This is a genomic window from Kushneria pakistanensis, assembly GCF_014652795.1.
GTDB lineage: Bacteria > Pseudomonadota > Gammaproteobacteria > Pseudomonadales > Halomonadaceae > Kushneria > Kushneria pakistanensis.
Genome location: NZ_BMZM01000001.1, coordinates 1,032,586 through 1,058,565 on the forward strand (window position 1 = coordinate 1,032,586; position 25,980 = coordinate 1,058,565).

Annotated in this window: 24 protein-coding genes, 1 tRNA gene and 1 riboswitch; of the genes, 16 read left to right on the top strand and 9 right to left on the bottom strand. The window is 60.1% G+C overall.

What is annotated here, in order from left to right:
* Positions 1–25: 25 nt before the first annotated feature.
* Positions 26–616, top strand: coding sequence for a hypothetical protein (locus IE123_RS04650; RefSeq protein ID WP_189515490.1), 591 nt, complete (start codon positions 26–28; stop codon positions 614–616).
* A gap of 75 nt (positions 617–691) precedes the next feature.
* Here the strand turns inward: IE123_RS04650 and IE123_RS04655 are convergent, their stop codons facing one another.
* Entirely contained in the window at positions 692–1,288 is a 597-nt protein-coding gene (locus tag IE123_RS04655; protein ID WP_189515491.1) for a rhomboid family intramembrane serine protease, read from the bottom strand.
* A gap of 190 nt (positions 1,289–1,478) precedes the next feature.
* On the opposite strand from IE123_RS04655, the gene IE123_RS04660 reads away from it, so the two are divergent.
* A complete protein-coding gene (locus IE123_RS04660; RefSeq protein WP_189515492.1) occupies positions 1,479–2,867 on the top strand; it encodes an ethanolamine ammonia-lyase subunit EutB in 1,389 nt (462 codons plus the stop codon).
* 16 nt (positions 2,868–2,883) lie between these two features.
* The gene (eutC, locus tag IE123_RS04665; protein ID WP_189515493.1) at positions 2,884–3,714 is read left to right on the top strand and encodes an ethanolamine ammonia-lyase subunit EutC; all 831 of its coding nucleotides are present in this window, start codon (positions 2,884–2,886) and stop codon (positions 3,712–3,714) included.
* Between the two features lie 7 nt (positions 3,715–3,721).
* Here the strand turns inward: eutC and IE123_RS04670 are convergent, their stop codons facing one another.
* The 7 genes from IE123_RS04670 to IE123_RS04700 are packed head-to-tail and all read right to left on the bottom strand — an operon-like array spanning position 3,722 to position 14,675.
* The gene (locus IE123_RS04670; RefSeq protein ID WP_189515937.1) at positions 3,722–5,197 is read right to left on the bottom strand and encodes a cobyric acid synthase; all 1,476 of its coding nucleotides are present in this window, start codon (positions 5,195–5,197) and stop codon (positions 3,722–3,724) included.
* Between the two features lie 35 nt (positions 5,198–5,232).
* Entirely contained in the window at positions 5,233–9,114 is a 3,882-nt protein-coding gene (gene cobN, locus IE123_RS04675) for a cobaltochelatase subunit CobN (RefSeq protein ID WP_189515494.1), read from the bottom strand.
* 37 nt (positions 9,115–9,151) lie between these two features.
* Positions 9,152–10,258, bottom strand: a complete 1,107-nt coding sequence (gene cobW / locus IE123_RS04680; protein ID WP_189515496.1) for a cobalamin biosynthesis protein CobW — start codon at positions 10,256–10,258, stop codon at positions 9,152–9,154.
* Positions 10,259–10,281: 23 nt separating this feature from the next.
* Entirely contained in the window at positions 10,282–10,734 is a 453-nt protein-coding gene (locus IE123_RS04685; protein WP_189515498.1) for a cobalamin biosynthesis protein, read from the bottom strand.
* Positions 10,706–12,085 carry a cobyrinic acid a,c-diamide synthase CobB gene (locus IE123_RS04690; RefSeq protein WP_189515500.1) on the bottom strand — a complete coding sequence of 460 codons (1,380 nt, stop codon included), beginning with the start codon at positions 12,083–12,085 and terminating at the stop codon, positions 10,706–10,708. Before IE123_RS04690 ends, IE123_RS04685 begins: the two co-directional genes overlap by 29 nt.
* A complete protein-coding gene (gene cobO / locus IE123_RS04695; RefSeq protein WP_229819593.1) occupies positions 12,085–12,717 on the bottom strand; it encodes a cob(I)yrinic acid a,c-diamide adenosyltransferase in 633 nt (210 codons plus the stop codon). Before cobO ends, IE123_RS04690 begins: the two co-directional genes overlap by 1 nt.
* Positions 12,714–14,675 (bottom strand): AAA family ATPase, encoded by a 1,962-nt coding sequence (locus IE123_RS04700; protein WP_189515502.1) that lies wholly within the window; start codon positions 14,673–14,675, stop codon positions 12,714–12,716. The genes cobO and IE123_RS04700 overlap by 4 nt, the downstream gene beginning before the upstream one ends.
* A gap of 194 nt (positions 14,676–14,869) precedes the next feature.
* Positions 14,870–15,087, bottom strand: a riboswitch (cobalamin riboswitch).
* A gap of 131 nt (positions 15,088–15,218) precedes the next feature.
* On the opposite strand from IE123_RS04700, the gene cobT reads away from it, so the two are divergent.
* The 7 genes from cobT to bluB are packed head-to-tail and all read left to right on the top strand — an operon-like array spanning position 15,219 to position 20,936.
* Positions 15,219–16,250, top strand: coding sequence for a nicotinate-nucleotide--dimethylbenzimidazole phosphoribosyltransferase (cobT, locus tag IE123_RS04705; RefSeq protein WP_189515504.1), 1,032 nt, complete (start codon positions 15,219–15,221; stop codon positions 16,248–16,250).
* A 44-nt stretch (positions 16,251–16,294) separates the two neighbouring features.
* Positions 16,295–17,029: an adenosylcobinamide-GDP ribazoletransferase gene (gene cobS / locus IE123_RS04710; protein ID WP_189515506.1), complete on the top strand. Its 735-nt coding sequence runs from the start codon at positions 16,295–16,297 to the stop codon at positions 17,027–17,029.
* A complete protein-coding gene (gene cobU / locus IE123_RS04715; protein ID WP_189515508.1) occupies positions 17,022–17,543 on the top strand; it encodes a bifunctional adenosylcobinamide kinase/adenosylcobinamide-phosphate guanylyltransferase in 522 nt (173 codons plus the stop codon). The genes cobS and cobU overlap by 8 nt, the downstream gene beginning before the upstream one ends.
* Positions 17,540–18,193 (top strand): histidine phosphatase family protein, encoded by a 654-nt coding sequence (locus tag IE123_RS04720; RefSeq protein ID WP_189515510.1) that lies wholly within the window; start codon positions 17,540–17,542, stop codon positions 18,191–18,193. The genes cobU and IE123_RS04720 overlap by 4 nt, the downstream gene beginning before the upstream one ends.
* Positions 18,194–18,241: 48 nt before the next feature.
* The gene (gene cbiB, locus IE123_RS04725) at positions 18,242–19,183 is read left to right on the top strand and encodes an adenosylcobinamide-phosphate synthase CbiB (protein ID WP_189515512.1); all 942 of its coding nucleotides are present in this window, start codon (positions 18,242–18,244) and stop codon (positions 19,181–19,183) included.
* On the top strand, positions 19,180–20,295 hold the full coding sequence (locus IE123_RS04730) for an aminotransferase class I/II-fold pyridoxal phosphate-dependent enzyme (protein WP_189515514.1): 1,116 nt from the start codon (positions 19,180–19,182) through the stop codon (positions 20,293–20,295). Before cbiB ends, IE123_RS04730 begins: the two co-directional genes overlap by 4 nt.
* Positions 20,292–20,936, top strand: coding sequence for a 5,6-dimethylbenzimidazole synthase (gene bluB, locus IE123_RS04735; protein ID WP_189515517.1), 645 nt, complete (start codon positions 20,292–20,294; stop codon positions 20,934–20,936). Before IE123_RS04730 ends, bluB begins: the two co-directional genes overlap by 4 nt.
* A gap of 40 nt (positions 20,937–20,976) precedes the next feature.
* Here the strand turns inward: bluB and IE123_RS04740 are convergent, their stop codons facing one another.
* Positions 20,977–22,671, bottom strand: coding sequence for an ABC transporter ATP-binding protein (locus IE123_RS04740; protein ID WP_229819594.1), 1,695 nt, complete (start codon positions 22,669–22,671; stop codon positions 20,977–20,979).
* 390 nt (positions 22,672–23,061) lie between these two features.
* On the opposite strand from IE123_RS04740, the gene IE123_RS04745 reads away from it, so the two are divergent.
* The 6 genes from IE123_RS04745 to IE123_RS04770 all read left to right on the top strand — a co-directional run bounded on the left by IE123_RS04745 (position 23,062) and on the right by IE123_RS04770 (position 25,492).
* Positions 23,062–23,586 carry a hypothetical protein gene (locus IE123_RS04745; protein ID WP_189515521.1) on the top strand — a complete coding sequence of 175 codons (525 nt, stop codon included), beginning with the start codon at positions 23,062–23,064 and terminating at the stop codon, positions 23,584–23,586.
* Positions 23,587–23,636: 50 nt separating this feature from the next.
* Complete coding sequence (locus IE123_RS04750) at positions 23,637–23,792, top strand: YqaE/Pmp3 family membrane protein (RefSeq protein ID WP_189515524.1); 156 nt, start codon at positions 23,637–23,639, stop codon at positions 23,790–23,792.
* Positions 23,793–23,867: 75 nt separating this feature from the next.
* The gene (locus IE123_RS04755; RefSeq protein ID WP_189515525.1) at positions 23,868–24,530 is read left to right on the top strand and encodes a metallophosphoesterase; all 663 of its coding nucleotides are present in this window, start codon (positions 23,868–23,870) and stop codon (positions 24,528–24,530) included.
* Positions 24,531–24,610: 80 nt separating this feature from the next.
* Positions 24,611–24,687, top strand: a tRNA-Pro gene (locus tag IE123_RS04760).
* 162 nt (positions 24,688–24,849) lie between these two features.
* Positions 24,850–24,993 (top strand): hypothetical protein, encoded by a 144-nt coding sequence (locus IE123_RS04765; RefSeq protein WP_189515527.1) that lies wholly within the window; start codon positions 24,850–24,852, stop codon positions 24,991–24,993.
* Positions 24,994–25,285: 292 nt separating this feature from the next.
* Positions 25,286–25,492: a hypothetical protein gene (locus IE123_RS04770; RefSeq protein ID WP_189515529.1), complete on the top strand. Its 207-nt coding sequence runs from the start codon at positions 25,286–25,288 to the stop codon at positions 25,490–25,492.
* Positions 25,493–25,980 lie beyond the last annotated feature (488 nt).

The following is a 25,980-nucleotide window of genomic DNA, read 5'->3' on the forward strand; positions in this document are numbered from 1 at the left end:
CACCCATGAGAAGTGGATCAAAAAGATGATGAAAAAGACATGGATAGGCGTTGCCACTCTGACGTTGATGACAGGATGCGTTTCGGGGCAATACGTTCTGGATGATCAGGTCTCGCAAAGCCGCGAAATCAATCCCGTTCAGGGCGTGGATGGCGACTATCTAGGGTCCTTTGCCGTACGCAGACCCTACACCGAAGTGACCCCCGTGCAGCTTGATCAGTGCCTTGATGCCAGCGTCCAGCAACAGCAGGTCAATCTGGCCACGGGCGTACTGCGCGATCCCATCGGCCAGAAGGAGAAAATGACCTTCAACGCCATGCCCGGGGAAGGCGATGAGGCAGGCGTGACCGGGGTGACGCAACATGAAGGGCGTAACATTGCCTACCGGCTGGAAATACAGCGCATGCCGGAAGCCAACTACTACTACTTTGACCGGCTGGGTGAAGCCAGTGGGCAGAATGATCAGTTCGTGCCGATCGGTGCCTGGGCTGAAGCCGCGCCCCTGCAGGCCACTCAGGGGCTGGAAGCCGTTGCCGATCAGATGCAGTCCTGTCTGGAGCGAGGGGCCACCAATCAGCCGGGTGAAGACCCTACCGGCTGGCAGCCGCAGTCCTGATAACGAAGACAGTATTCAGCAAAAGGCCCCTTCCATGGAAGGGGCCTTTTTTGTGGCATCTATGGCTGGCGGCGGTCAGAACGCCACAATCTGTTCCAGAAAGCGAGGGCCCAGCGCCGGCTCCATGAGCAGTGCAAAGACAACGCCGTAGGCGGCGCCCCACAGGTGGGCACTGTGATTGACGTTATCGCCCCCGCGACGGCCGGCATAAATGGACCAGCCTGTATAAATCACGGCAAAAACGATCGCTGGCACCGGAATGACCAGCACATAGAGCGTGGTCCAGGGCGCGGCCAGAATGAAGGCAAACAGCACGGCAGACACAGCGCCTGAGGCGCCGAGGCTTCGATAGTTCGCGTCGTGACGATGCGCCAGATAGCTGGGGATGATCGCGGCGACAATGCCGCCCAGATAAAACCCGATAAATCCCGCTACGCCGATATAGGAAACAAAAAAGCGCTCGATGGCACGACCAAAGAAAAAGAGCGTGAACATGTTGAAAAAAAGATGCGCCCCGTTGGCATGCACGAAGCCATGGGTGACAAACCGATAAACCTGTCCGCGCGCCACGGCCGGTGGCCAGAACAGCAGCTTCTCGATCAAACGATGGTTGTTGAAGCAGGGCAGGGAGACCGCGCAGGTCACCACGATCAGAAGTAGCGTGAGCGTCATGCGTTTCTCGCATTGAGTATGAGATGCGCCCGATCATAGCGCAGTGCGCCAGGGCGTGCCTGTTTCGCCTGTGACGCTTTCTTCAGCCGCCATTTTCCCGTTGGGCAGCCTATGTCAGTGTCGTTTATGCTGAAAGTCGGCATCATGACAAGGCCAACGAGACAAGACCAACAATGCTTCGGAGGTGCGCATGAGCGGCTATTACCATGACGTCGGCAACAAACGCTATCGCTTTGAAAGCCTGAAAATGCTGATGGCCTGCGCCACGCCCGAGCGCTCCGGCGATCAGCTGGCAGGCATCGCGGCCGCCGACAGCGAAACACGCGCCGCCGCCCAGCTGGCGCTGGCGGAGGTACCGCTCACACGCTTTCTCGAAGAGATGCTGGTGCCCTATGAAGATGATGAGGTCACGCGGCTGATCATCGATGGGCATGACAAGGCGGCCTTTGCCCGTGTGGCCCACATGAGCGTGGGTGAGTTTCGAAATCACCTGCTTTCCCATGAGGTCGACAGCGAGGCGCTGGCGGCGCTGTCACCCGGACTGACGCCTGAAATGGTCGCGGCCGTGGCCAAAATCATGCGCCTGCAGGATCTGGTACTGGTCGCGCGCAAGTGCCGCGTGGTGAGCGCCTTTCGCAATACGATCGGGCTGGAAGGTCGGCTGTCGACCCGACTGCAGCCCAATAACCCGACGGACAACCCCACCGGAATTGCCGCCAGCATTCTTGACGGGTTGCTGTACGGTAATGGTGATGCGGTGATCGGCATCAACCCTGCCACCGACAATACCGGCGCCGTCGTGACGCTTTTGAAGATGCTCGATGACATCATCAGTTACTACGAGATTCCGACCCAGAGCTGCGTGCTCACCCACGTCACCACCGCTATTGAAGCCATCAATCGCGGCGCGCCGACCGATCTGGTCTTTCAGTCCATCGCCGGCACTCAGGCCGCCAATCAGGGGTTTGGCATCGATCTGGCCCTGCTCAAGGAGGGGCAGGAGGCAGCGCTGTCACTAAAACGCGGTACGGTCGGCAACAACGTCATGTATTTCGAAACCGGGCAGGGCAGTGCGCTGTCAGCCAACGGCCACCACGACGTCGATCAGCAAACGCTCGAGGCGCGCGCTTACGCGGTGGCGCGCGAGTTCCAACCGCTGCTGGTCAACACCGTGGTGGGCTTTATCGGCCCGGAATATCTCTTCAATGGCAAGCAGATCACCCGGGCCGGGCTGGAGGATCATTTCTGCGGCAAGCTGCTGGGGGTGCCGATGGGCTGCGATGTCTGCTACACCAATCACGCCGAGGCCGATCAGGATGACATGGATGTTCTGCTGACTCTGCTGGGGGCTGCCGGCTGCAACTATGTGATGGGCATTCCCGGTTCTGACGACATCATGCTCAACTATCAGACGACCTCCTTTCACGACGCGCTCTACGTGCGCGAGGTGCTGGGCCTGCGTGCCGCGCCGGAATTTGAAGACTGGCTTGAACGGATGGCGATCACCAACCAAAAAGGCCGAATCATCGTCGACCAGCACCTGCCGGCCCCCTTTGCCCATGCCCTGACGCGGGCCTGATGATCGGAGTTTGGTCATGACGGACAACACAAAGAACTCGACTGACGCAAATACCACAAGTGCGGTTACCACCAACCCGTGGCAGCAGTTGAGTGAACACACCGATGCCCGGATCGGTTTGGGTCGTGCCGGCGGCAGCCAGCCTACTGCACCGCATCTGGCCTTTCAGCTGGCTCATGCTCAGGCGCGCGACGCCGTGCATCTTCCGCTCGATACCGAACAGATGATGGACGCGCTCGAGTCGCGCTTCGAGCAGGTCGTTCGCCTGCACAGCCGGGCCTGTGATCGCGGCGAATATCTGCGCCGCCCCGATCTGGGGCGACAGCTGAATGACGAAAGTCTCGAGCAGTTGACATCGATGAACGTCAAACAGTGCGATCTGTCAATTGCCCTCGTCGATGGGCTGTCAGCTCGTGCCATTCACGAGCATGCCGCCATACTGCTGGATCACCTGATACCCGCGTTTGATGAGCGCGGCTGGTCCGTTGGGCCGGTGGCACTGGTCGAGCAGGGGCGGGTGGCGATCGGTGATCCGATTGGCGAGGCGCTGGGCGCGCGCATGGGGCTGGTGTTGATCGGCGAGCGCCCGGGGCTCAGCTCGCCGGACAGCCTAGGTGTCTACTTTACCTGGGGCCCGCGGGCCGGCCGACGCGACAGCGAGCGAAACTGTATCTCCAATATCCGCCCGCGCGGCCAGTCGTTTGAAAGTGCCGCGACGCTGATCCTGTATCTGCTCGATGAAGCCAGCCGCCGGGAGGTCTCCGGGATTGAACTCAAGGATGACTCCGAGGGGGATTCCGATCTCGGCGACGGCAGTCAGGGCAATTTCCTGCTGCCGGAGCGTTGATCGCCGGTCAGGCCTTGATCGGGTCCGCTGATATCGGAATATCTTCCGACAGTGGCCAGCGGGACCAGTCGATGGCCGCCTCGACGTGGTCGGCCAGCCGGTCGATCTCGGCCATGCGGTGGGCGTCGTAATCAAACGGGGCCGGGGCGGCCAGCCCCGCCCATTCCAAGAGCACGTTCAGCGTGGCCGGGTGGTCGAACACCCCGTGCAGGTAGGTGCCCAGAATCCGGCCATCCTCGGAAAGCGCACCGTCCCGTCGGCCATCATCGAGCGCAAACACGCCGTGTTCGAGCCCCTCACCGAGGCTTTCCCCCACGTGAATTTCATACCCGGTGACAGGCGCGCGCGTGTCACCGAGCAGACAGTGCCCGGTGACACGGTGCAATTGCTTGGTGGCCTTGAGCGTCGTGGCCAGATCCAGCCAGCCCAGTCCCGCACTCTCACCGGCTGGGCCTTCCACGCCCTCCGGGTCCTCGATGCGCGTACCCAGCATCTGGTAGCCGCCGCAAATCCCGATCACTCGACCACCGTAGCGCAGATGGCGCGCCAGCACCGCTGACCAGCCGCGCTCATAAAGCCAGTCCAGATCGGCGCGCACGTGCTTGCTGCCGGGCAGAATAATCAGATCTGCCGCACCAAGCTCTTTCGGGTCACGCACAAAGCGTACGTTGACCTGCGGATGCAGGCGCACGGCATCAAAATCGGTGTGGTTGCTAATGCGCGGCAACAGAATCACCGCAATATTGAGCCCGCCCGCTGCGCCGGTACTGTCACCAGCACGGGACAGCCCATCCTCGGCTTCCAGGTGAAGATCCTCAAGCCAGGGCACCACGGCCAGCACCGGTTTGCCGGTGCGTGCCTCGAGCCACTCGAGTCCGGGCTTGAGCAGATTAATATCACCGCGAAAGCGGTTAATGACCAGCCCCACGATTCGTTCGCGCTCCGAGGCGCTGATGATGTCCAGCGTGCCGACCAGATGGGCAAAGACGCCGCCGCGGTCGATATCGGCTACCAGAATGACCGGACAGTCCACGGCCTCGGCAAAGCCCATGTTGGCCAGATCATGGGCGCGCAGATTGATTTCGGCGGCGCTGCCGGCACCTTCGACCACGACCCGGTCATAACGGTTGCTGAGCCGGTCATGGGCGGCCACGACCTGCTCCAGCAGTTGAGGTTTATAGGCATAGTACTCGGCGGCCTTCATGTGGCCGATGGCATGCCCCGCCACGATGACCTGAGAGCCCTGATCACAGGTGGGCTTGAGCAGCACCGGGTTGAAATCCACATGGGCCTCCACCTCGGCAGCCATGGCCTGCACGGCCTGGGCCCTGCCGATCTCGCCGCCATCGACCGTCACGGCGCTGTTGAGCGCCATGTTCTGTGGCTTGAACGGGGCGACCTTCAGCCCGCGGCGCGTCAGAATGCGGCAGATGGCGGTGACCAGGGCGCTCTTGCCGGCATCCGAAGTGGTGCCCTGTACCATCAGGGTGCGGGACGCCCGAAAATGATTGGGTCGGCTCACGAGGCGCGCTCCTCCTGCTCGTCAATGGCCAGCAGCAGATCACGCAGGCACTCCTGATATTGCCCGGGGGATTGCCACAATCCTCTGGAGATGGCGTTCATTAATGTCTCCCCCATGTCCTTGAGCGCCTGTGGGTTGTGATCGTTCAAAAAACGCTGGTTGTCGGCATCCAGTACCAGCGCATCGGTAATCTGCTCGTACTGATAGTCGCTGACCAGCGCCGTAGTGGCATCCCAGGCAAAGAGATAGTCGACGCTTGCCGCCATCTCGAAGGCACCCTTGTAGCCGTGGCGCTGCATGGCGCTGATCCATTTCGGGTTGGTCACACGCGAGCGCATGACCCGGTTGAGCTCTTCCTTCAACGTGCGCATGCGCGGGCTTGCCGGGTTGGCATGATCACCGAAATAGAGCGCCGGTGTAGCGCCCTGCTGGCGGGCCGCGACGTTCATGCCGCCCTGAAACTGGCTGTAGTCGCCGGAATCGAGCAGGTCATGCTCGCGGTTGTCCTGGTTCTGGACGATGCCTTCAAGCGTTGCAAGCCGTTTCTGGAAGGCTTCCATCGCCGGTTCTCCCTCGATGCCCTTGCCGTAGGCGTAACCGCCCCAGTTGACATAGGCACGCGCCAGATCCGCTTCCTCCTGCCAATGGCCATTGTCCAGAAGCTTCTGAACGCCGGCGCCAAAGGTGCCCGGGCGCGCGCCGAAAATGCGAAAGCCGGCCTGACGGCGCGCCGTGGCTTCATCGACGCCTTCCGCCAGCAGCACCTCGCGCCGGGCCTCGACGTTGGCGGCGATGGTGTTGCCGTTGCCGGGCTCGTTGAGCTCAACGAGTTTTTGCACCGCGCTGTCATAGAGCGCAATCAGTCCGGGGAAGGCGTCGCGGAAAAAGCCGGACACTCGCAGGGTGACATCCACCCGCGGGCGGCCCAGCAGAAAGCCGGGAATGATTTCAAAATCGATCACCCGCTGAGAACCCGAGGCCCAGATCGGGCGCACCCCCATCAGCGCAAAGGCCTGGGCGATGTCATCACCGCCGGTGCGCATGGTGGCCGTACCCCACACCGAGAGCCCGAGGCTGGTGGGGTAATCGCCGTGTTCCTGCAGGTGGCGCATGATCAGCGCATCAGCCGATTTCTGCCCCAGCGCCCAGGCGGTTTTTGTCGGCATGGCGCGACTATCGACGCTGTAGAAATTGCGCCCGGTGGGCAGCGTGTCCAGTCGGCCACGGCTGGGCGCGCCGCTAGCGCCCGGCGGCACGAATTTGCCCGAAAGACCGTCCAGCAGCGCCGAAAGCTCATTCTCCACGCTCTGATACAGCAGCGGCAGGAGCGTATCCTTCATGAAACCGATCACGGCATGCGTCTGCGGCCAGTCATGCTTTAGGAGTGAAGGAGCATCAGGAGACAGAACGTACTGCTCGATCAGCTGCGCGCCGAGCAACTCCAGGCGCTCGCGGGTATGGGCTGAACTGCGCCAGCTAACTGCCTCCAGGCTGGCCAGCCTGTCCGGCCATGGCCCCTGCCAGAGCCAGGCCTCAAGCGCGAGCGGATCAAACTCGTCGTGTATCTCGAAAAGCCCCAGGTCCGTGGCCATCGCGTTTAGCAGGCTCTGCTCATGGGGCTGGCTGCCGCGCGACAGGCGGACCAGCGCCATCAGGGTGTCGCGCAGCGAGGCGTGTTCCGGCAGCTCGCCCAGCACGTGCAGGCCGTCACGAATCTGGGCCTCCTTGATGTCACAGAGGTAGTTGTCCAGCGCGTCCAGCAGGGTCTGATCATCTTCGAGCGCCTCCTCGATGATTGGGCGCGAACCGCTACCGGCCGACGGCGACAGACTCAACTCCTCGAGCACATGGGTGTTGCGCACCCGCTCGATGATCGCCTCGCGCAGGAACCGCTCGCGGCGCTGATCAAGCCCGAGCGCCTGGTAGTACTCATCGGTGAGTCGCTCGAGCTCGGCGAGATCATCATGGATACCGGCCCGGGTCATGGGTGGCATCAGATGATCGATGATCACGGCCTGGGTGCGGCGCTTGGCCTGGGCGCCTTCACCAGGGTCGTTGACGATAAACGGGTAAAGATGGGGCATGGGGCCGAGCACGATATCCGGCCAGCAGGTGTCTGACAGCGCCGTGCCCTTGCCGGGCAGCCATTCGAGATTGCCATGCTTGCCCACGTGAACGAAGGCATCCACCTCATAGACATGACGCAGCCAGAAATAGAACGCCAGATAGCCGTGGGTGGGGGGCAGGTCCGGGTCGTGATAGGCCGCATTCTGGTCGATATCAAACCCGCGCGCCGGCTGCACGCCGACAAAGGTCTCGCCCAGCCGCATACCGGCAATCATCAAACGCCCCTGGCGATACAGGGGATCATCTGCCGGCTGACCCCAGCGCTCAAGCACAGACTGCTGGCAAGCCTGCGGCAGCTGTGCGAAGTGCTGCTCGTAGTCGGCCAGCGCCAGGCTCTGTGCGGCAGGCCGGGTCTCCAGATGCGCCGCATCGTTGGTGACGGTTTGCGTCAGCCACTCGATCAGCGCTGTCGGGTCATGGGGCAGGGCCTGGGTGACCGGGTAGCCCGCTTCGCGCAATTGAAGAAGAATGTTGAGCGTCGAGGCCGGCGTATCGAGCCCCACGCCGTTGCCGATGCGGGCATCGCTTGAAGGGTAGTTGGCCAGCACCAGCGCCACACGCTTGTCACCATTTTGCTTTTCAGCAAGTGTGACCCAGCGTCGTGCCAGCTCGGTCACGAATCGGGCGCGCTCCTCGTGAAGCGCGTGAATCACGATATCGTGCTGACAGCGCGTGGAGTGATAGTGCGCCGACTTGAAGGCAATCGGTCGGGTGATGATGCGCCCGTCCAGCTCCGGCAGGGCCACCTGCATGGCAATGTCACGTGGCCGAAGCCCCATGGGCTGGGTCTGCCAGTCCTCAAGCGTCGTACCCACCATGATTAGCTGCAGAATGGGAATATGGCGCGTCCAGGGGTGTTGATAGCCTGTCTGTGTGGCATCAGCGCTGGCGGCCAGGGCAAAGCCGGTGGTATTGAGCATGATGGCGGCATTACTCTGCTCGATGAGCTCATCCAGGGTGTCCAGGCACAGACGCTCCTTGAGTGAGGCCACGGCCACCGGCAAGACGTTGAAACCACCGGCTTCGAGAATGCTGATCAGCCCATCGAAGACGCTGGTATTGCCCTGCTGGAGATGGCTTCGATAGAACACCAGTGCTGCCGCCGGGCGTTCGGGCTGCCAGCGCGCCTGCCACTCAAACAGCGTGACCTGTGAGAATGGCGCCTGTGCCTCTTTCGGCGGCGCATGCAGGACGACCCGAGGCAGGGGGCGGGGCTCGCGCCAGGCCCTGGGACGATTCAGGAAGCGATCATCGAGCCAGTCGAGCAGGGCGCGGATATTGTCCGGGCCGCCTTCACGCAGATAGCGCCACACCCGATGGGCGTCCTGATAACTCACCGTACCGGCGCCCAGCAGGCTTTCATCCTCGACGTCCTCGCCCGGCACCACAATCAGCGTGCGACCGCTGCGTTGTGCCCACTCCTTGAGCTGTTCAAGGCCATAATCCCAGTAGGAGGCGCCGCCCAGCAGCGACAGCACCACCACCCGGGCACCCTCGGGCGCCTCATCGACGCGGCTATCAAGCACCCGGTCACGATAGAGATCAAACGCCGCCGGCTTTAACAGGTTCATCCAGTTGGCCAGACGAACGCTGGTCTCGCGCTCATGCTCATCGGCTTCGATGACGGTTGCCAACAGCGCGAGTGCGCTGTCGGCGGCCGACAGGATCACCAGTTCGGCGGGCGACTGGCCAAGATCCACAATGCCGTTGTCATCGCTGAACCCGCCGGGCTGGGCGGCGAAAAGGTGCATGCGTCACACTCCGCGGTAAGGCTTTCGGATTCGGAACTCAGCTGATGCGTTCGTGGTGCTCGGCCTCGGCCAGCATGCTCTGGAGTCGGTCACGATCCAGCGCCTTGCCAATCACCACCAGCCGGGTCTGACGCGTTTCGTCGCTGCGCCAGGGGCGGTCAAAGTGATGGGTAAGGCGATTGCCCACGGCGTGCAGTACCTGGCGCATGGGCTTGCCGACATCAACGAACCCCTTGACGCGATAGATGGTCTGCTCGGCCAGCGCCTGCTCCAGCGCCGGAATCAGCGTCGCGCTGTCCACGCTGCCCAGCGTGATCACGCAGGAATCGAAGTCGTCATGCGCATGGTGGTGATCGCGCCCGTGGGCATGATGGTCATCATGGTGGGTATGGATGTCGTCTGCCCGAGCTTCGGAGGCCAGCTGCATGCCCATGACTGCAGCGACATCCACTTCGCCGTGGGTGGCCCAGAGCGTCTTGACCCGTTCGGGCAGCTCGCCGCGCAGCTGCTGTTCGAGTACCCGGCGCGCCTCATCGTCCAGTGCATCGCCCTTGCTGATGATCACCAGATCCGCCGAGGCGAGCTGATCATCGAGCAGCTCCTGCAGGCTGGGGTCGTGATCCAGGCTCTCGTCAGCCTGACGCTGCGCTTCGATGCGCGCGTGATCATAGGCCACACGACCGGCAGCCAGCGCCGGGCCGTCGACGACCGTGATGACGCTGTCGACGGTGCAGAACTGCTTGATGTCCGGCCAGTTGAAGGCCTGCACCAGCGGCTTGGGCAACGCCAGTCCCGAGGTTTCGATCAGGATGTGATCGATCTGATCGCGCCGCTCGACCAGCTTCTGCATCACCGGCAAAAACTCTTCCTCCACGGTGCAGCAAATACAGCCGTTGGCGAGCTCGAAGACGCCCTGTTCGCGCTCGACGGCGTCTTCCTCGCAGCCCTCGATCTGGCAGCTGCGTACCAGCTCGGCATCAACATCCAGCTCGCCGAATTCATTGACGATCACGGCGATGCGCTTGCCGCCGGCATTGCGCAGCAGGTGCGAGAGCAGGGTGGTCTTGCCGCTGCCGAGAAAGCCGGTCACCACGGTGGCGGGAATCTTGTGTAGCTCGGGACGGGAAGTCTCAATGGATGTCATGACGTTCTCCTGACTCATGGAAATTATTCGGCAGTGGGCGCCGTGGCGACCGGTACGGCCAGCGCGCAGGTGGCGCGGGCACACTGCTGGCGGCTGACGAGCAGTCGGGCAGGCGCGCCGGTATGCCGGCGAATGGCGGCCAGCGCGGCGGCCTCGGCCACCCCCGGCACGCCATGAACGCGACGGACGGTGTCGCTGACATGGCTCATGTCGGGTTCGCTCTCTCTAAGTGCTTCTGCCGGTAGCGCCATCAACGGGGTGTGCCACTCTGCAGCCAGTGACGCGATGGCAGCCTCACTCTGGCGGCCCCCCAGCGTCGCCACCAGCGTGATCTGGTCCGGTCGCAGCCCGGCCAGTGCCAGGGTTGTCATGGCAAGCCGCCTGAGCGCCTCCGGCGGGCAGTCTCGCCGGCAGCCCACGCCCAGCGCGATCGGTGGCCAGTCGGCCTCATTCGGCAGGCTGGTGTTGATCAGCATCTTTCGACGCCCGTGCTGTTTCTTTTCCGCCCACTTTTTGTCTACCCAGCAGTGCCGCCACGGCGTCAGGATTGGAGGGGAAGAAAAGATGCAGATAGCTGGCGGTCAATTGCCCTCTACGAAAGATTGCCTCGCCCGGCGCCGGGTGACTGGCGCGCCGACCGTGCGCAATCGGTTCCAGGGTATCGTGGCTTCGCGAGTGGTGATGGGCATGGCCGCGAATCTCGCCTTCCGGCAGGAGCGCGCTCTGCATGCCCTGGCAGCCGCGTTTGGTGCGCATTTCTCCATGGCCGGGCAGCACGCCGGCCATGGGATGACAGATGCCGGCCTGGTCGGTCAGGGTCTGCTGCAGATAGAGCATGCCGCCGCACTCGGCCAGAATGGGCAGGTCGCGGATATCGAACTGTCGGATGGCTTCGCACATGCTGTGGTTGGTGCCCAGCGCTGCGGCGTGCAGCTCCGGATAGCCGCCCGGCAGCCACAAGGCATCGATACCTTCCGGCAGGGTCGCATCCGTCAGGGGCGAAAACCAGCAGAGCTCGGCGCCCATGGCTTCCAGCAGTCGGGTATTGGCGGCGTAGATAAAGCTGAAGGCGGCGTCTCTTGCAACGCCGATACGTCTGCCTTCCAGTGCGCGGGGCGGCGTGTCGATATCCTGCGGCATGAACGCCACCGCTGGAGGCAACTCGGTCAGCGCCTGGCCTTCAAGCAGGTCGGCGGCAGCATCGAGTCGGGCGTCAAGGGACAGGTTGTCAGGGTCTTCCTGCTCGCCTGGCTGGACCAGCCCCAGATGGCGTGAGGGCAGGGCAAGGCGCTCTTCTCTGGGCATGGCGGCCAGCAGTCGAACGTCGTCCGGCAGGCTGTCCTCGATCAGCTGCCGGTGTCGTTCGCTGCCCAGGGCATTGGCGATTAGCCCATGAAAGGTCATTTCCGGGCGGTAACGGGCCAGGCCAAGACCAATGGCGGCCACGGTCTGCGCCATGCCGCGAGCGTTGATGACACAGGCTACCGGGATATCAAATGCCATCGCCAGATCGGCGCTCGAAGGCGTGCCGTCATACAGTCCCATCGCGCCTTCGATCAGAATCAGATCCGCTTCAAGGGCGGCGCGATAGAGCTGTTCGCGGCAGAAGGCGTCACCGGACATCCAAAGGTCCAGCGGTTCGACCGGCGCACCTGACGCCTGCGCCAGAATCTGCGGATCGAGATAGTCGGGTCCGGTCTTGAAGACCACCACACGGCGGCCCTGGCGGCGATGGTAGCGTGCCAGGGCGGCAGTCACGGTGGTCTTGCCCTGGCCTGAGGCCATCGCGGAGAGAAAAAGCGCCGGGCAGTACGTGGTATCTGCCATCAGTATTCGATCCCCGCCTGTGCCTTGACGCCGAGCCGGAAGGCGTGACGCTCGTCCTGAATGACGCTGATGGTATCGGCAATTTCCTGAACCTCGCGCGCCATGGTCCGCCCGGTGATCATCACGTTCTGATGTGCCGGGCGTTCGCTGAGCGCTCGGGCGATTCGTTCGGCGTCGAGATAGCCGTACTTGATCATGTAGGAAAGCTCGTCAAAGAGCAGAAAGTGGTACTGCGGATCACGAAGCAGCCGTTCTGCCAGGGTCCACGCCTCCTGTGCGGCCTGGCGTTCACGCGCCGGGTCGCGCACTTCCCAGCTGAAGCCGTGCCCCATGACGTGAAAATCGACCCGCGGGTGTTCGTTGAAAAACAGATATTCACCGGTGGCGCGTCGGCCCTTGATGAACTGAATCACTGCACAGCGCTGACCATGGCCCAGGGCGCGCGCCATGGTGCCAAAGGCCGAGCTGCTTTTGCCCTTGCCGTTGCCCTTGAGCACGATCAGCACCCCACGCTCCTGATCGGCCTGCGCAATACGCTCATCGACAATGCGCTTTTTGGTAGCCATGCGCTGCTGATAGCGCTCGGCCTCCTGATCGGTAGAGCTAACGTCGTCATCGTGATGCTGACTCACGGGGTTCTCCTGGGCGGTGTCGCAGTATGGAAATGGGAGGGCGACGTGCTTGAGGGGTTGGTCATCAGGGCATCAAGGGAATGGCTGACGGCGCCCAACGCTGTGGCCAGCTCCTGTGCCCGGCCCAGCGACTGCCCCGCGGGTTCGCAGTCCACGATATGGGTTTCACAGCCAAACGGCATGATCTCAAGATCATCGCGGCTGCGGGCATCGGTCAGTATCCAGAGGCTGGTGGTGACCCCGGGCTTTTGACGTTTGAGCTGCGTCAGGCGCTGGCGGGTGTGATCCAGCCCGCGCCGCAGGGGCGTGCCGCCACCCGGTTGCAGCCCTGCCAGCAGGGCGGCGACCGTGCGTGGGGCACGCCGCGGGGACAGGACTTCGGTAATATGATCACCGCCCAGCGTCAGCAGCATCAGCTGTTCACGGGCGAGATAGGTCTGCCGGGCAAGCCGCTCCACCAGCGCCATGGCTCTTTCGAGCTGCCGGGCACGTTGTTCACCGTGACGGCTCATACTGGAACCGGAAATATCCAGCACGATGCAGGTAAGCCTCTCCGGGCGTCGTCGTTCGCGCTGGCGGACCAGTGCCTGCGGTGAGTCGGGTATTGGATGTCCGGGAGCGCTTGCCGCTCGGCGCAGGCTTCCGGACCAGTCGATGCGCTGGCGGCCAAGCGCTTGCCGTCCTTTCAACGAGGCCGGTACCTGCCGGTGGTCTACCTGTCCTTGAACAGACGGGAGCTGAATGAACCCGCTGGCGGCACTGTCCAGAACAGGCGATGTTGGCCGAGCCGGCAGGCTGCCCCAGTCACCATTGCCCGGATCATCCTGGTCCTGTCCGGGGTCATGATGCTCATCAGGGTGGGCTGAAGGCAGTTGCTGTGGCGGGTCGATCCCGGGCCGGGTGTTTGAGGCATCATGGTCTGGGGCGAGGTCCGGACGTTTTGGCGCATTGGGTGGAGAGCCACGTCCCTGATAGCGTCCCTGTAACTGGTCGGATGCCTGATTATTTCCAGGGTCGTCGTTTGAGCCTTCGCTGGAGCTGCCGCCCCCGTTATTACCGGCACTGCCGTCTTCGGAGATGTCATCCTGCATCCATTCCGGGGCCCGGTGCGCCATGACCAGTGGGGCCAGCGCCTCGATGTCCTCGAGCGCTACAGTGTCTCGGTTCTGCCAGGCGGCATGGGCCAGCGCGCCACGGCGCCAGGCCAGGTCGGCGCGAACGCCTTCAACGCCGGCCTCAACGCAGCGCATGGCAATGGTGCGAGCCAGCTCGGGGGGCAGGGTGACCGTTGCGAGTCGTTCACGAGCAGCCTGCAGTCGATCGCTCAACTGCGACTGCTCATTTTGCCAGGCGGCCATGAAGGCTTCGGGATCATGATCGAAGGCCAATCGGCGCTCGACAATCTGCAGGCGCTGCTCGATATCCGGTGCCGGATGATCCAGTACGGCAAGGCCGAAGCGGTCCAGCAATTGCGGGCGCAGTTCGCCCTCATCAGGGTTCATGGTCCCAATGAGCAGGAAATCCGCGGGATGCTGATGGCTGATACCGTCGCGCTCGATGTGATTGATACCGCTGGCGGCCACATCAAGCAGCAGATCCACCAGCGCATCGGGCAGCAGATTGATCTCATCGATATACAGCACGCCTTCATGGGCGCGCGCCAGCAACCCGGGCTGAAAGGCCACTTCCCGATCACCCAGTGCCCGCCCCAGGTCCAGCGTACCGGTCAGCTGCGCTTCATCGGCGCCCAGCGGCAGGGTTACCAGGCGTGATCCTTGAGAGGGCATCAGCTCTGCAAGGCTGCGCGCCAGCGTCGATTTGGCCGTGCCTCGTGGGCCACTGACCAGCACACCACCCAGTCGGGGATCCAGCGCGGCCAGCATCAGCGCAAGTTTGAGGCGCTCGTGGCCGGTCACGGCAGAAAAGGGAAAAATGGGGCGTGTGGCGCTGCTGCTCATTTCGCCTCCACGACAGCAGGGCATGACAGCGCGCCGTGACGGCACGTCGCCTCCATGTAGATCCAGACGGCATCAGGAAATATGGTGGCTGTCGGCAAGGACGGCCACCTGATAGGAATATGCATCAATCGTGTGCTCCTGCGTATCGACCCGTACGCGTGGCAGTCATTACTGATAATGCCGTAGACATCACCACCCTGTATTATCGCCGGGCCGGTCTCCGGGCTGACGAGCTGGCAGAAGGTTATTCTGCCGGGCTGAAGCACCTTCCCGACCATAAGGGCCAGTGGTTACGCATCAGGCGTTCGCTTCAAGCCACTCGATTACCGTTGCGGGGACAGCAGTGAATTTGCATCACTTTCCCGATTATCCCGTGCAGGCTGCACGGGCACCCGAGCGCTGCTCATCGTGGGCTGGGGCAATGATGGAGTCAAGCCCGGTGCAGTGATGTACTCGGACCCTCTTGAGAAGGCAGGTTACTTTATCGTTGTTTCGTTGCCGGGTGCCTGGTAGCGTCTGTTCATGTTTACCCGAGTCAATATCATGACCTTTAACATTTCACCGCCTGATGGTGCGAATGACGCCAGTATTCAGGCTCATCTTGATAGCCGACTGAAGCCGCCGGGGGCGCTGGGCGTACTGGAAGCCACGGCAGCGTCACTGGTACGTATTCTCGGGCCGTCGACACATGCCATCCGGTCCCCCGTCATGCTGTTGTTCGCCGGCGATCATGGCGTGTCCGCCGAGGGCGTTTCTATCGTGGCGCCGTCGACCACGCATTTGATGGTACATCACTTCCTCGAGGGTAATGCGTCCATCAACAGCTTCTGCCGTCAGGCCGATCTGGCGCTGAAGGTGATCGATTGTGGAACGCTTCAGGCCCACGCGCCGCATCCGCAGCTGGTTGATCATCGGCTGGGCGAGATGACGGCACCTTTCCACCGCGAACCTGCCATGACGCTCGAGCAGCTGGAGACAGGGTTCGAGAACAGTCGCCGACTGATAGGTGAGCTGCACGCCGACGGATGTAACCTGATCGCGCTGGGCGAAATGGGCATTGGCAACACTACCAGTGCCAGCGCCCTGATGGCGGCGCTGACGCATTTGCCGTTTGACGTATGCATTGGCGCTGGAAGCGGCGTGACGCCGACCATCATGAAGCGCAAACAGGACATCGTGCAGCTGGGGCTCCAGCGTCACTCTCAGGCGCTGCAGGATACGCGAACGACCCTGGCGGCACTGGGCGGATTTGAAATCGTGAGCATGGTGGGCGCCATTCTGGCTGCCGCCGAGAAGGGCATGGTGGTTCTGGTTGATGGCTTTATTACGACCGTGGCGGCGCTGTGTGCCTGCCGGATGGCACCAGAGGCACGAGGGTATCTGATCTTCTCGCACTGTGGCGATGAACGCGGCCACAGGCCGCTGCTGGAGCAGCTTGATGCGGTACCGCTGCTCCATATGGGGCTCCGGCTGGGAGAGGGCTCCGGTGCGGCGCTGGCGCTCCCGCTGTTACGCTCGGCACTGGCCTTCTATTACGAGATGGCTTCGCTTGAAGAGGCTGGTCTGGTGTTATGAATCGCAAGGCGCTGGCCCGTCAGTGGCAATGGGGATGCCTGGCGGTGAGTTTTCTGACGCGCCTGCCGGCGCCCATTCACGGCGAGGTTACGCCACAGGCACTGGGGCGTTGTCATCGCTGGTTTTCGCTGGTGGGGGCGTTGATCGGCCTGGGACTGGCGCTGGTCTACTGGGGCTTCGAACAGATGTTCCCCGCCCCGGTTGCAGTGTTTGTGACGCTGGGTATTTCTCTGTGGCTGACCGGTGCCCTGCACGAGGACGGGCTGGCGGACTGCATGGATGGTCTTGGCGGCGGAACGGACGTGGCGCAGCGACTGGCCATCATGAAAGACAGTCGGGTGGGCAGCTATGGTGTGCTGGCCCTGATCGTGAGTCTGCTCGGGCGGTGGCTGCTGTTGAGTACGCTGGCGCAGCAGGACACCGGACTGGTCATGATGGCGCTTATCACATCTCACAGTCTGAGCCGCGGGCTGGCGGCCTTCATGATGGGTATATTGCCGTATCTGCGCTGTGATCGTGACAGCAAGGTGCACGCGCTAACTGGCCATCACCGCCCGAGTGATCGTGGCTGGCTGACAGGCGTTGGCGTCCTTGTGACAGTGCTGGTGGCCGGTATGTCATCGGGGGTCATCCTGCTTGTGGTGACGGCGCTGTGTGGGCTGATCCTGTATCGCTGGCTGAAACAACAGCTTGGTGGCGTCACGGGGGATGCGCTGGGCGCCGTTCAGCAGATGACCGAACTTCTTTTATATCTGACGCTGGCGGCCCTGCATGCATGAGTTGATTCTGGGAGGTGCGCGCAGTGGCAAAAGCGCCCATGGCGAGGCACTGGCCGCACAAAGTGATTGCGCGGTGACCTATATCGCGACGGCTCAGGTATATGATGACAGTGAAATGCGCTCGCGCATTGAAGCCCACCAGGTGCGAAGACCTGACCACTGGGCGCTGGTGGAGGCACCTCTTGCCCTGGGAGATGCCATTGCCTGTCATGCCAGGGCTGATTCTCTGTTATTGGTGGACTGTCTGACCCTCTGGCTGACCAACATTCTGCTTGATGGTGACGCGCGGTTTGTACAGGAGCGTGCCAGCTTGATGGAGGCGCTTGATACCGCTCCCGGTCGTGTGGTGATGGTCAGCAATGAGGTGGGTCAGGGCGTTGTGCCCATGAATGCGCTGTCACGACGCTTTGTGGATGAGGCCGGCCGGCTTCATCAGGCGCTGGCTTCACGGTGCGAACGCGTCTGGTGGGTGGTCGCCGGGCTGCCTCAGTGTCTCAAGGGTGACAGGGCATGACGTTTCAGACCCTGATGATTGATTGTCTGCGTCATGGGGCCTGTGAAGGACCGCAGCAGTGTTTGCGAGGGCACACCGATGTAGCGCTGAGTGCTCAGGGAAGGGCAGACATGCTGGCGGCGGCAGGGCGGTTGCCGCGTCCTCATCTGATCATCACCTCGCCACTGGTTCGCTGCAAAAACGTGGGGGAGACGCTGGCGCATGGCTGGGGCGTGCCGCTGCATATTGTTCCCGAGATCATGGAGATGAATTTTGGAGACTGGGATGGCGTGCCCACGCAGGAACTTCTGCAGCATTCTCGCCCGGCGCTGGAAAGTTTCTGGAAGGATCCGCAGTCGTTTCCACCGCCGAATGGTGAGACGCTTGATAGTTTCCTGATACGTATTGAGCAGGGCTGGCAGCATATTCTTGGAAAGGGCATGGCGCTGGCGGACAGCCACGAAAAGGAAGGGACGCCGGTACGTCTTCTGGCTTGTGGTCATGCCGGTGTAATCAAAAGCTGGGTGGCCATGAAACTGGGCATGTCGATGCAGGAAGGTGCATGGCTTCATCGCCTGTCGCTGCCTTATGCCGGCGTGGCACGGCTACGGATAGATATCGACCGACAAAGCGGAGAGCAGTTTGAACAGCTGTGTTATCTGGGAGCGTAAGATGGCGGGAAAAGGAAGCAAAAAATCATTTTTATACCGTTATCTTTTATGTGGTTAATTATTATAATCTCTTTACTTGTCGATCAAGTATGGGGAGAACCACGCCGATTCCACCCACTTGTTGGGTTGGGCAGGTGGATAACCAGTATCGAAAAACGCTTTTATCCTTCAAAACAGGATAATAATGCTGCCCTGATCGCCGGTCTGACAGGATGGCTACTAGCCGTGATTCCAATCATGCTGCCGGTCGTATGGATCGACCATCTTGTCGATGGTGTCTGGCATGGTCTGCTGGCCATTCTTACACTATATCTGGCCATCGGCCGAAAAAGCCTGGTGGAGCACGCTCATCGCGTTTATCTGCCGCTTTCAAAAGGCGATATAACCCAGGCACGTCAGCAGGTGGCGATGCTGGTCAGTCGGGATACCGATCAGCTCAATACTTCCGATATTTCGCGTGCCACCTGCGAATCCGTACTTGAAAATGGCAGTGACGCGCTTTTTGCAGCGCTTTTCTGGTTCGTCGTTGCCGGCATACCGGGTGTTGTTCTATATCGTATCGTCAATACGCTTGATGCCATGTGGGGGTATCGCAGTGAGCGTTATCTGTATTTCGGACGCGTTGCCGCGCGTATAGATGACGTCATGAACTGGATACCGGCCCGCTTGACAGCACTTTCCTATGCCTTGGCCGGCTTGCACTGGCAAACCTCAAAAAACACCTGTCGTGCCGCCCTACAGTGCTGGTGGAAGCAGGGCAGAAGCTGGAAGAGCCCGAACGCAGGCCCTGTCATGGCCGCCGGCGCCGGTGCCCTGGGTATACGGCTGGGAGGCGGGGGGATCTACCACGGCAGGCACGTCGCAAGCCCGGTACTGGGAATTGGTCGCACTGCATCTACAGCCGATATCCAACATGCCTGTACGCTGATTCAGCGGGCGACACTGATATGGCTGGCAGCACTTCTCATCATCACATGGGTATTGTCATGAATGGTGCCTGGGGCTCCTTGCCCGAGCACGGCGGCAGAGTGTCGGAGATTCATCAACGGTATGGCTTTGAACGCCATGACTGGCTGGACCTCTCCACCGGCGTCAATCCCTGGCCCTACCCAATAACGCCTATCGACGCGAGAGCCTGTCAGGCGCTGCCGGACCATGATCAGAAACTTCATGAGGCGGCAGTTCGTTATTATCTCGGGCATCCGGTCGAGTCAGACGATATTGGCGTTCGGCCATCACTCATGCTCCTGAATATCCCCGGCTCGCAGTGGGCGATCGAGCATCTGCCGCAATGTGTTGCCTCGGGTTGTGTAGCCTTGCCTGATATTGGCTACCGGGAACATGAGTGGCGCTGGCAGCAGGCCGGCCATCAGACGCTTTTCTACGATGCAGACAACCTTGGCACGGTGATGGAGCGTATAGCCGATACAGACAGACTGCGCGCCATGGTCGTCATTAACCCCAATAACCCTGGCGGACAGCACTGGGCACCCCATGTGTTGCGCGGACTGGCTGCTGAACTGCATCGAAAGGGTGCCGTGCTGATTGTCGATGAAGCCTTTGCCGACGCGACACCTAGGCAGAGCCTGTTGCCGGATATCGCCGGCAATCTCATTGTGCTGCGCTCGTTGGGCAAGTTTTTTGGCCTGGCGGGGTTACGGCTGGGTGCTGTCGTAGGGGCAGGGCAATCAGAAATCATGCAGCGATTATCATCAATGCAGGGGCCCTGGCGGGTGACATCACCAACTCAACTGGCCGGCGTGGAAGCTCTTTCAGATCGGCTCTGGCAACAGGCCATGCGGACAACGCTGCAACGTGCCAGCCAACAGCAGGGGCAATGGCTTGAAGAACGGCTCAGACCGCATGGCGATATCATACGCTGGCGACAAGGCGCGCTTTTCAACGGGTTTGATATGCCGCTTGCGCGCGCGCGGCAGTGGCATGAAGCCTTCCTGCATCAGGCCGTCCTGACGCGTTTGTGGGTGGTGGATGATCAGCGCGCCATATTGCGCTTCGGGCTGCACGATGAGAGTTCGCAGGCGATGCGCCAGCTTGAACAGGCAATCTCGGCGGCCAGCAGGATCATGGACAGGTCATCATGAATCACCATGCCTACAGCGAGTTAGAAAAAGCAGCAATCTATCGGGCCATTCGTGAGCGCAGGGATATGCGCCACTTCCTGCCGGACCCGGTGGATCCGGACGTGATACAGCGAATGCTTGAAGCAGCACACGATGCACCAAGCGTGGGTTACATGCAGCCCTGGCGGTTTATCTGCATTCGCGACCCGTCACTGCGTGAAGCCATGGCGCAGCTTGTGGATGACGAGCGCCATGCCACGGCGCAGGCACTGGATGAACGCGGGCAGGCGTTTCTGGAACTCAAGGTTGAGGGCATACGCGAGTGTCCGGAACTGTGGGTGGTAGCGCTTTGCGAGGCACGTGAACAGTATGTGTTTGGCCGTCGGACCATTAACGAAATGGATCTCGCCTCGGCCAGCTGCGCGATTCAGAATCTCTGGCTGGCCGGTCGAGCCGAAGGCATTGGCGTTGGCTGGGTATCCCTTTTTGATCCCGAAGCGCTTAAATCGCTGATTCAGGCCCCCGAAGGGGCATGGCCCATCGCGATTTTGTGCATGGGCCATGTCGAGGCCTTTTATGGCGCCCCCATGCTGGAACAAAAGGGGTGGGATCAACGCCGTTCACTGTCAAATCTGATCGGCATCGATGGCTGGCCCCAATAGCCTCACCATGAAAAACCATTCCGGCAAGACAGGCCCGGGGTTACTGTTGTGCCGGTATGGTTTCTGCAATAAAACCATCGGATTGCATGCGCCACATCGAAGCGAAGATGCCACCCTGGCGGCGCAGCTCGCCTGGTGAGCCATCTTCAATGATCCGGCCCTGCTGCATGACCACGATGCGATCAAAGTTGGAAATGGTCGATAGCCGGTGAGCGACGGCAAGCACTGTTCTTCCCTTGATCAGGTCGTTCAACGCCAGCTGAATCTCCCGCTCCGAATGTGTATCCAGTGCCGATGTAGGCTCATCAAGCACCAGAATGGGGGCATCCTTTAAGAAGGCACGGGCAATGCCCAGTCGCTGACGTTGCCCACCTGACAGACGTACTCCGCGCTCTCCAATCATCGTGTCGTAACCATCCGGCAGCGTCTGAATGAACTCATCACACCAGGCCTGCCAGGCAGCAGCACGCACTTCCTCATCGCTGGCCTCAGGACGCCCATAGCGAATGTTTTCCATGATCGATCGGTGAAAAAGCGCACTTTCCTGCGGCACTACGGCCATGGCGGCTTTCAAACTGTCCTGATCGACTTCATTAACGGGCTGCCCATCAATCAGTACACGGCCGGATTGCGGATCATCCAGACGCTGAATCAGGGTCACCAGCGTGGATTTTCCAGCGCCGGATGGGCCGACAATCCCCACTTTCTGACCCGCAGGAATAGTCAGGGAAAAATCCTGGAAAACGGCACGGGCGTTGGGGTAGGCAAAGGCAACATGCTTAAAATCGATGGCCCCAGAGGTGGCCACAAGTGATTTCGGCGGCTCGGGATCTGTCAGGTCATAGGGCTGGCCGATGATATTGAGCGTATCGGCGATGGCACCAAACTGCTGTGAAATGTCGACCAGCGCCAGGGCCAGATCGCGCGAGCCATGCAAAATACGAAATGTCAGGGCACTGACGACCACCACATCACCGGCAGTAACTGCGCCCTGATGCCATAGCCACAGCGCCCAGAAAAGCATGGTACCCGACATGAACCACAGGCATATGTCGTGCAGGATTCGCATTCTTTCCACATAGCGCCAGCTGCGCAGGTGGGAGGCGGCTTCAATATTGACCTCATGCGAAAGGCGCTCCCGCTCCCGCTCTCTCGCTGAAAAGGCCTTGATATTCCAGACGTTACCGATGAGATCCACCATCTCGCCATTGATGCGTGATGACTGGGCGGCAAACTCTCGATGACGATAGCGCCCATGAATTCCCAAACCGGTAATCAGCGTGGCTACCAGCCCTACAAAGATCACCAGTGCCAGCGCCATGCGCCAGTCGATGATCAAAAATACGACAATGGCGCCAAGGAAATCTACGCAGGGTGGGGTAACGTTCCAGGTCAGCGTTGAAAGAATGCTGTTGGTTGACGCGCCGGTGGCTGAAATACGGGCGCCCAGGGCGCCGGTCGATTGCCGGTTGAAATAACGCATGGACTGCCCGGTGAGATAATGGAACAGATCCACTCGCAGGTCGGCACAGGTTTTCACGATAACGCGACTGCCAAACCAGCCGCTGCCTCGCCATAGCACGCTTTCCAGTACGATCAGGGCAATAAAGAACGTCAGGGGTGTCCACACGTCAGCCGCCTGTGGGTCCCCCTGTGCCATGGCATCCACCAGCAGCTTCATGCCGTACTGTACGGCAACCGCGCAGCTTGCTGCTCCAATTACCAGGGCCGCCAACAGGCCAAATTGCCGTGGGCGCGTCTTTATATAATGCAGCAGGAATCTGGCAGGGCGGTGCGGCAGCGCTGTCAATGACATTGGAAGTACTCATTGTCAGTAGGATCAGACTGAAAGGAAATAGCCGTATGGCTGATCAGGCAGTATCACCACTCTAGACCATGGCCTCCGTTGATCCAGTTATTCGCGTGAACACATCTTAATTCTTTAAACGTAAACCGCTAAAAAGGTTTTACGAAAACGTCGAGACGTTTGCTGGGAAGTTTATGCCCTGGTAATGAGAACGATCATGCTTGTGTTGTGCCCTGCGATTTTCGTTAGAGCATTTGTTAAACGATGATATGGACTATATTGGTGGTGCAGGACTTATTGACTCAAGGAGGATGCTGGATGTCATTTATTAAAAAAGGGGCCACCACGCTGGCCATCGCAGGCGCCATGTTTGCCGTGGCAGGTTGTTCGAGTTCCGAGCCAAAGCAGGAAGATCCCAACATTGATAGCGTGATTCAACAGTCCAATCAGGGCTATCGTAATACGACAGTCGGCTATACCTTTACCTATCCCGAAAACTGGCAGAGCAGCATCGTCGAGCGTGATACGTTCGAGTGGAATGGCAAACGCATGGATGCTCAGAACATGTCCGTTTTTTACTACAAGAATTTTGAGCTCAATAGCGAGCCTGCACCATTGCTGGCTCTGGCGACCTATCCGCAGCAGGAGTGGGAGCAAATGCAGCGCCAGGCGAAGGACCGTAGTGGTTCGACACCGCCACATGTCATCGACACAAGGGACGACAAGGTATTGGTGGCCTACATCAATACACAAAATCCGTATGACGCCGGTTCTACTCAGGGCCAGCAATTTGCCCGTCATGTCCTGTCGCCTGAGCAGGTCAAAAACGCCATCAACTGGTAGGTTGATATGCTGGCAGAGCCCTGAAGGGCTCTGCCATCGAGAATGCTGCAATGGATCCCGTATCCCTGATTGTCCTTTCCTTTTTGTTGCCACCCCTGGCGGTCTATCTGGCGGTCGGTGTCGGCGATGCGCTCTGGCTTAATCTGCTTCTGACACTCATGGGCTATGTGCCCGGCATCATTCATGCCCTGATCGTTGTTACCTGAAAAGACGGGATCAAAATAAGCGACTGTTTCGTTTATGATGCGGCTTTTGCCCAATCTCACTATCGGAGTCCATGAATGCTCAAGCGATTCGAACGCAACGTCAGCGGTCATGACTATGTCGTTGGCGATCTGCACGGGCATTACGCCTTGCTTGAGCGCGAACTGACCCGGGTCGCGTTTGATTCAGACAGAGACCGTCTCTTTAGCGTGGGCGATTTGATCGATCGCGGGCCGGATTCCCTGAAGTGCCTGGAACTGGTGCATCAGCCGTGGTGTTTTGCAGTGACCGGCAACCACGAAATGATGGCTCGCAATGCACTTTTTGATAATCATTGGGGGCAATGGTTAAGCAATGGGGGAGACTGGTCCCGGGAGCATGACAAGGTTGTGCTGAGAAATCGGCTTGCCGAAGCCATGATGAAGATGCCGCTGGCATTTGAGGTAGACACTGCTCATGGTGTGGTAGGTATCGTACACGCCGAACCCCCACAGGACTGGGCTGACATTCGCAAAACGTCTCGTGAAACGCTGCTCTGGTCACGACAGCGTATCGAGTCGGACCATCAGGATATCGTCTCCAATATCGACGCAGTCGTGGTCGGCCATACGCCGGTGCCCGAGCCCAGAACGCTGGGCAATGTGCGCTACATCGATCTTGGATCGTTTTTCAGTGGCCGCATCTGTCTGGAACGGCTTGAAGACATCGCGGCCATGATGGAAAAGAGCAGGAATCCCTGAATGTGTGTTAACTACCTCTTTCCTTTTGCAGAACAGTGATGTAGGATACGCCCCGTTCTCGGCAATAACGAGAGCAGCGTCGGGGCGTAGCGCAGCTTGGTAGCGCGCCACAATGGGGTTGTGGAGGTCGCAGGTTCGAATCCTGTCGCCCCGACCAAAAGATTGATGGGAAAGCCGCTTACGGTTAACTGCCGAAGCGGCTTTTTCGTGTCCGGATGTCTGCCATCGGCAGTCGATTCTGCCTTGTCGTCCGGTCTTTCGTGCCCTGAGCACTCGTTCCTGCTTGAATGGGGCATCAATTCAGCGGTCAGGAGGAAACATGATCAAGAAGCTTCCCGGAATGCTGATCGGCACCGCCCTGGGTCTGGCGATCTGGCTGCCTACTCAAAGTTTAATACCTGCCATCCTGCTTGGCATCGCCTCCGGCGTGGCATGGGATCTCTGGCGCAAGCGCGCTTCATAGATAACACCTGATAAGGCTGACAGCGCCTGCAAAAATAGTAGGGACAAGCCTGCAGGGTCACGGTTATGCTGACACGCGCGACCAAAAGCTGTCTTGTCGCTTAAGAGTTTTTAATCTTCAGTCATTGCAGGCTCGGGAGAAAGGCGTGGCTCGTCAATTGAAAAGCGCTACACGAGGGCTGGCCATCATGATAGCCCTCGGTACACTGTCAGGTTGTTCTCTGTTTTCTTCAGATACACCGAAAAGTGCAGCGGCAGTACCGCCACCGCCGCAACTGGTCGGATATAACGGCATGAGCATGTGCCAGCCCTACAGTGACAAGCTCTGGGGTAATTTCCTGATGATCGGAAAAGTGGTGTCCATCGATTCGCCGGAAAACATGCACGTCAATATCTTGCGTGCCGAGGCCATGAAGCAGCCCTCCATTCAGATGACCGGCTATCCACGCCAGATCATCGATCAGCGCAACAAGTGGTATCCCTGCGAAGGTCAGGGATGAACAGGATTTTCGAATCTGACAATGGATGTCATTGTCAGATTTGCCTCAAATCCACACACAATGTGCGTTATACTTGTTTCATACGCTTACTGCTTGATGAGGAGCAGTGACAGCCGGCTTACCCTGACTAAACGGTCGGTTGTCCAAACCTCATACCGCCTCATCGAGGCGGTTTTTTTATGCCTGCCTCAAGTAGATGGCACACCCTCTCAAATAAAAATAATTCTCTTTTGCATTGATTTCCTTTTCAGGATCGTCCAAAGTGTTTCTCAGACGCTACGGCGTCTGGTTCATTTCGGTATGTCAGGTGCCAAAATGAACTCTCTCCTCATCATCAGGTCCTTTCGCCGCCTTTCCTTTTGAAAGGCGGCTTTTTATGATCTGAACAAGGCATACGAGCCATGCTTCGGACCCATGCAAGCGTAGCCCTGCTGAGCTACCTTGCAGGCTGTGACACGTTTTACTCATCAAATGAGGGAGCCTGATTC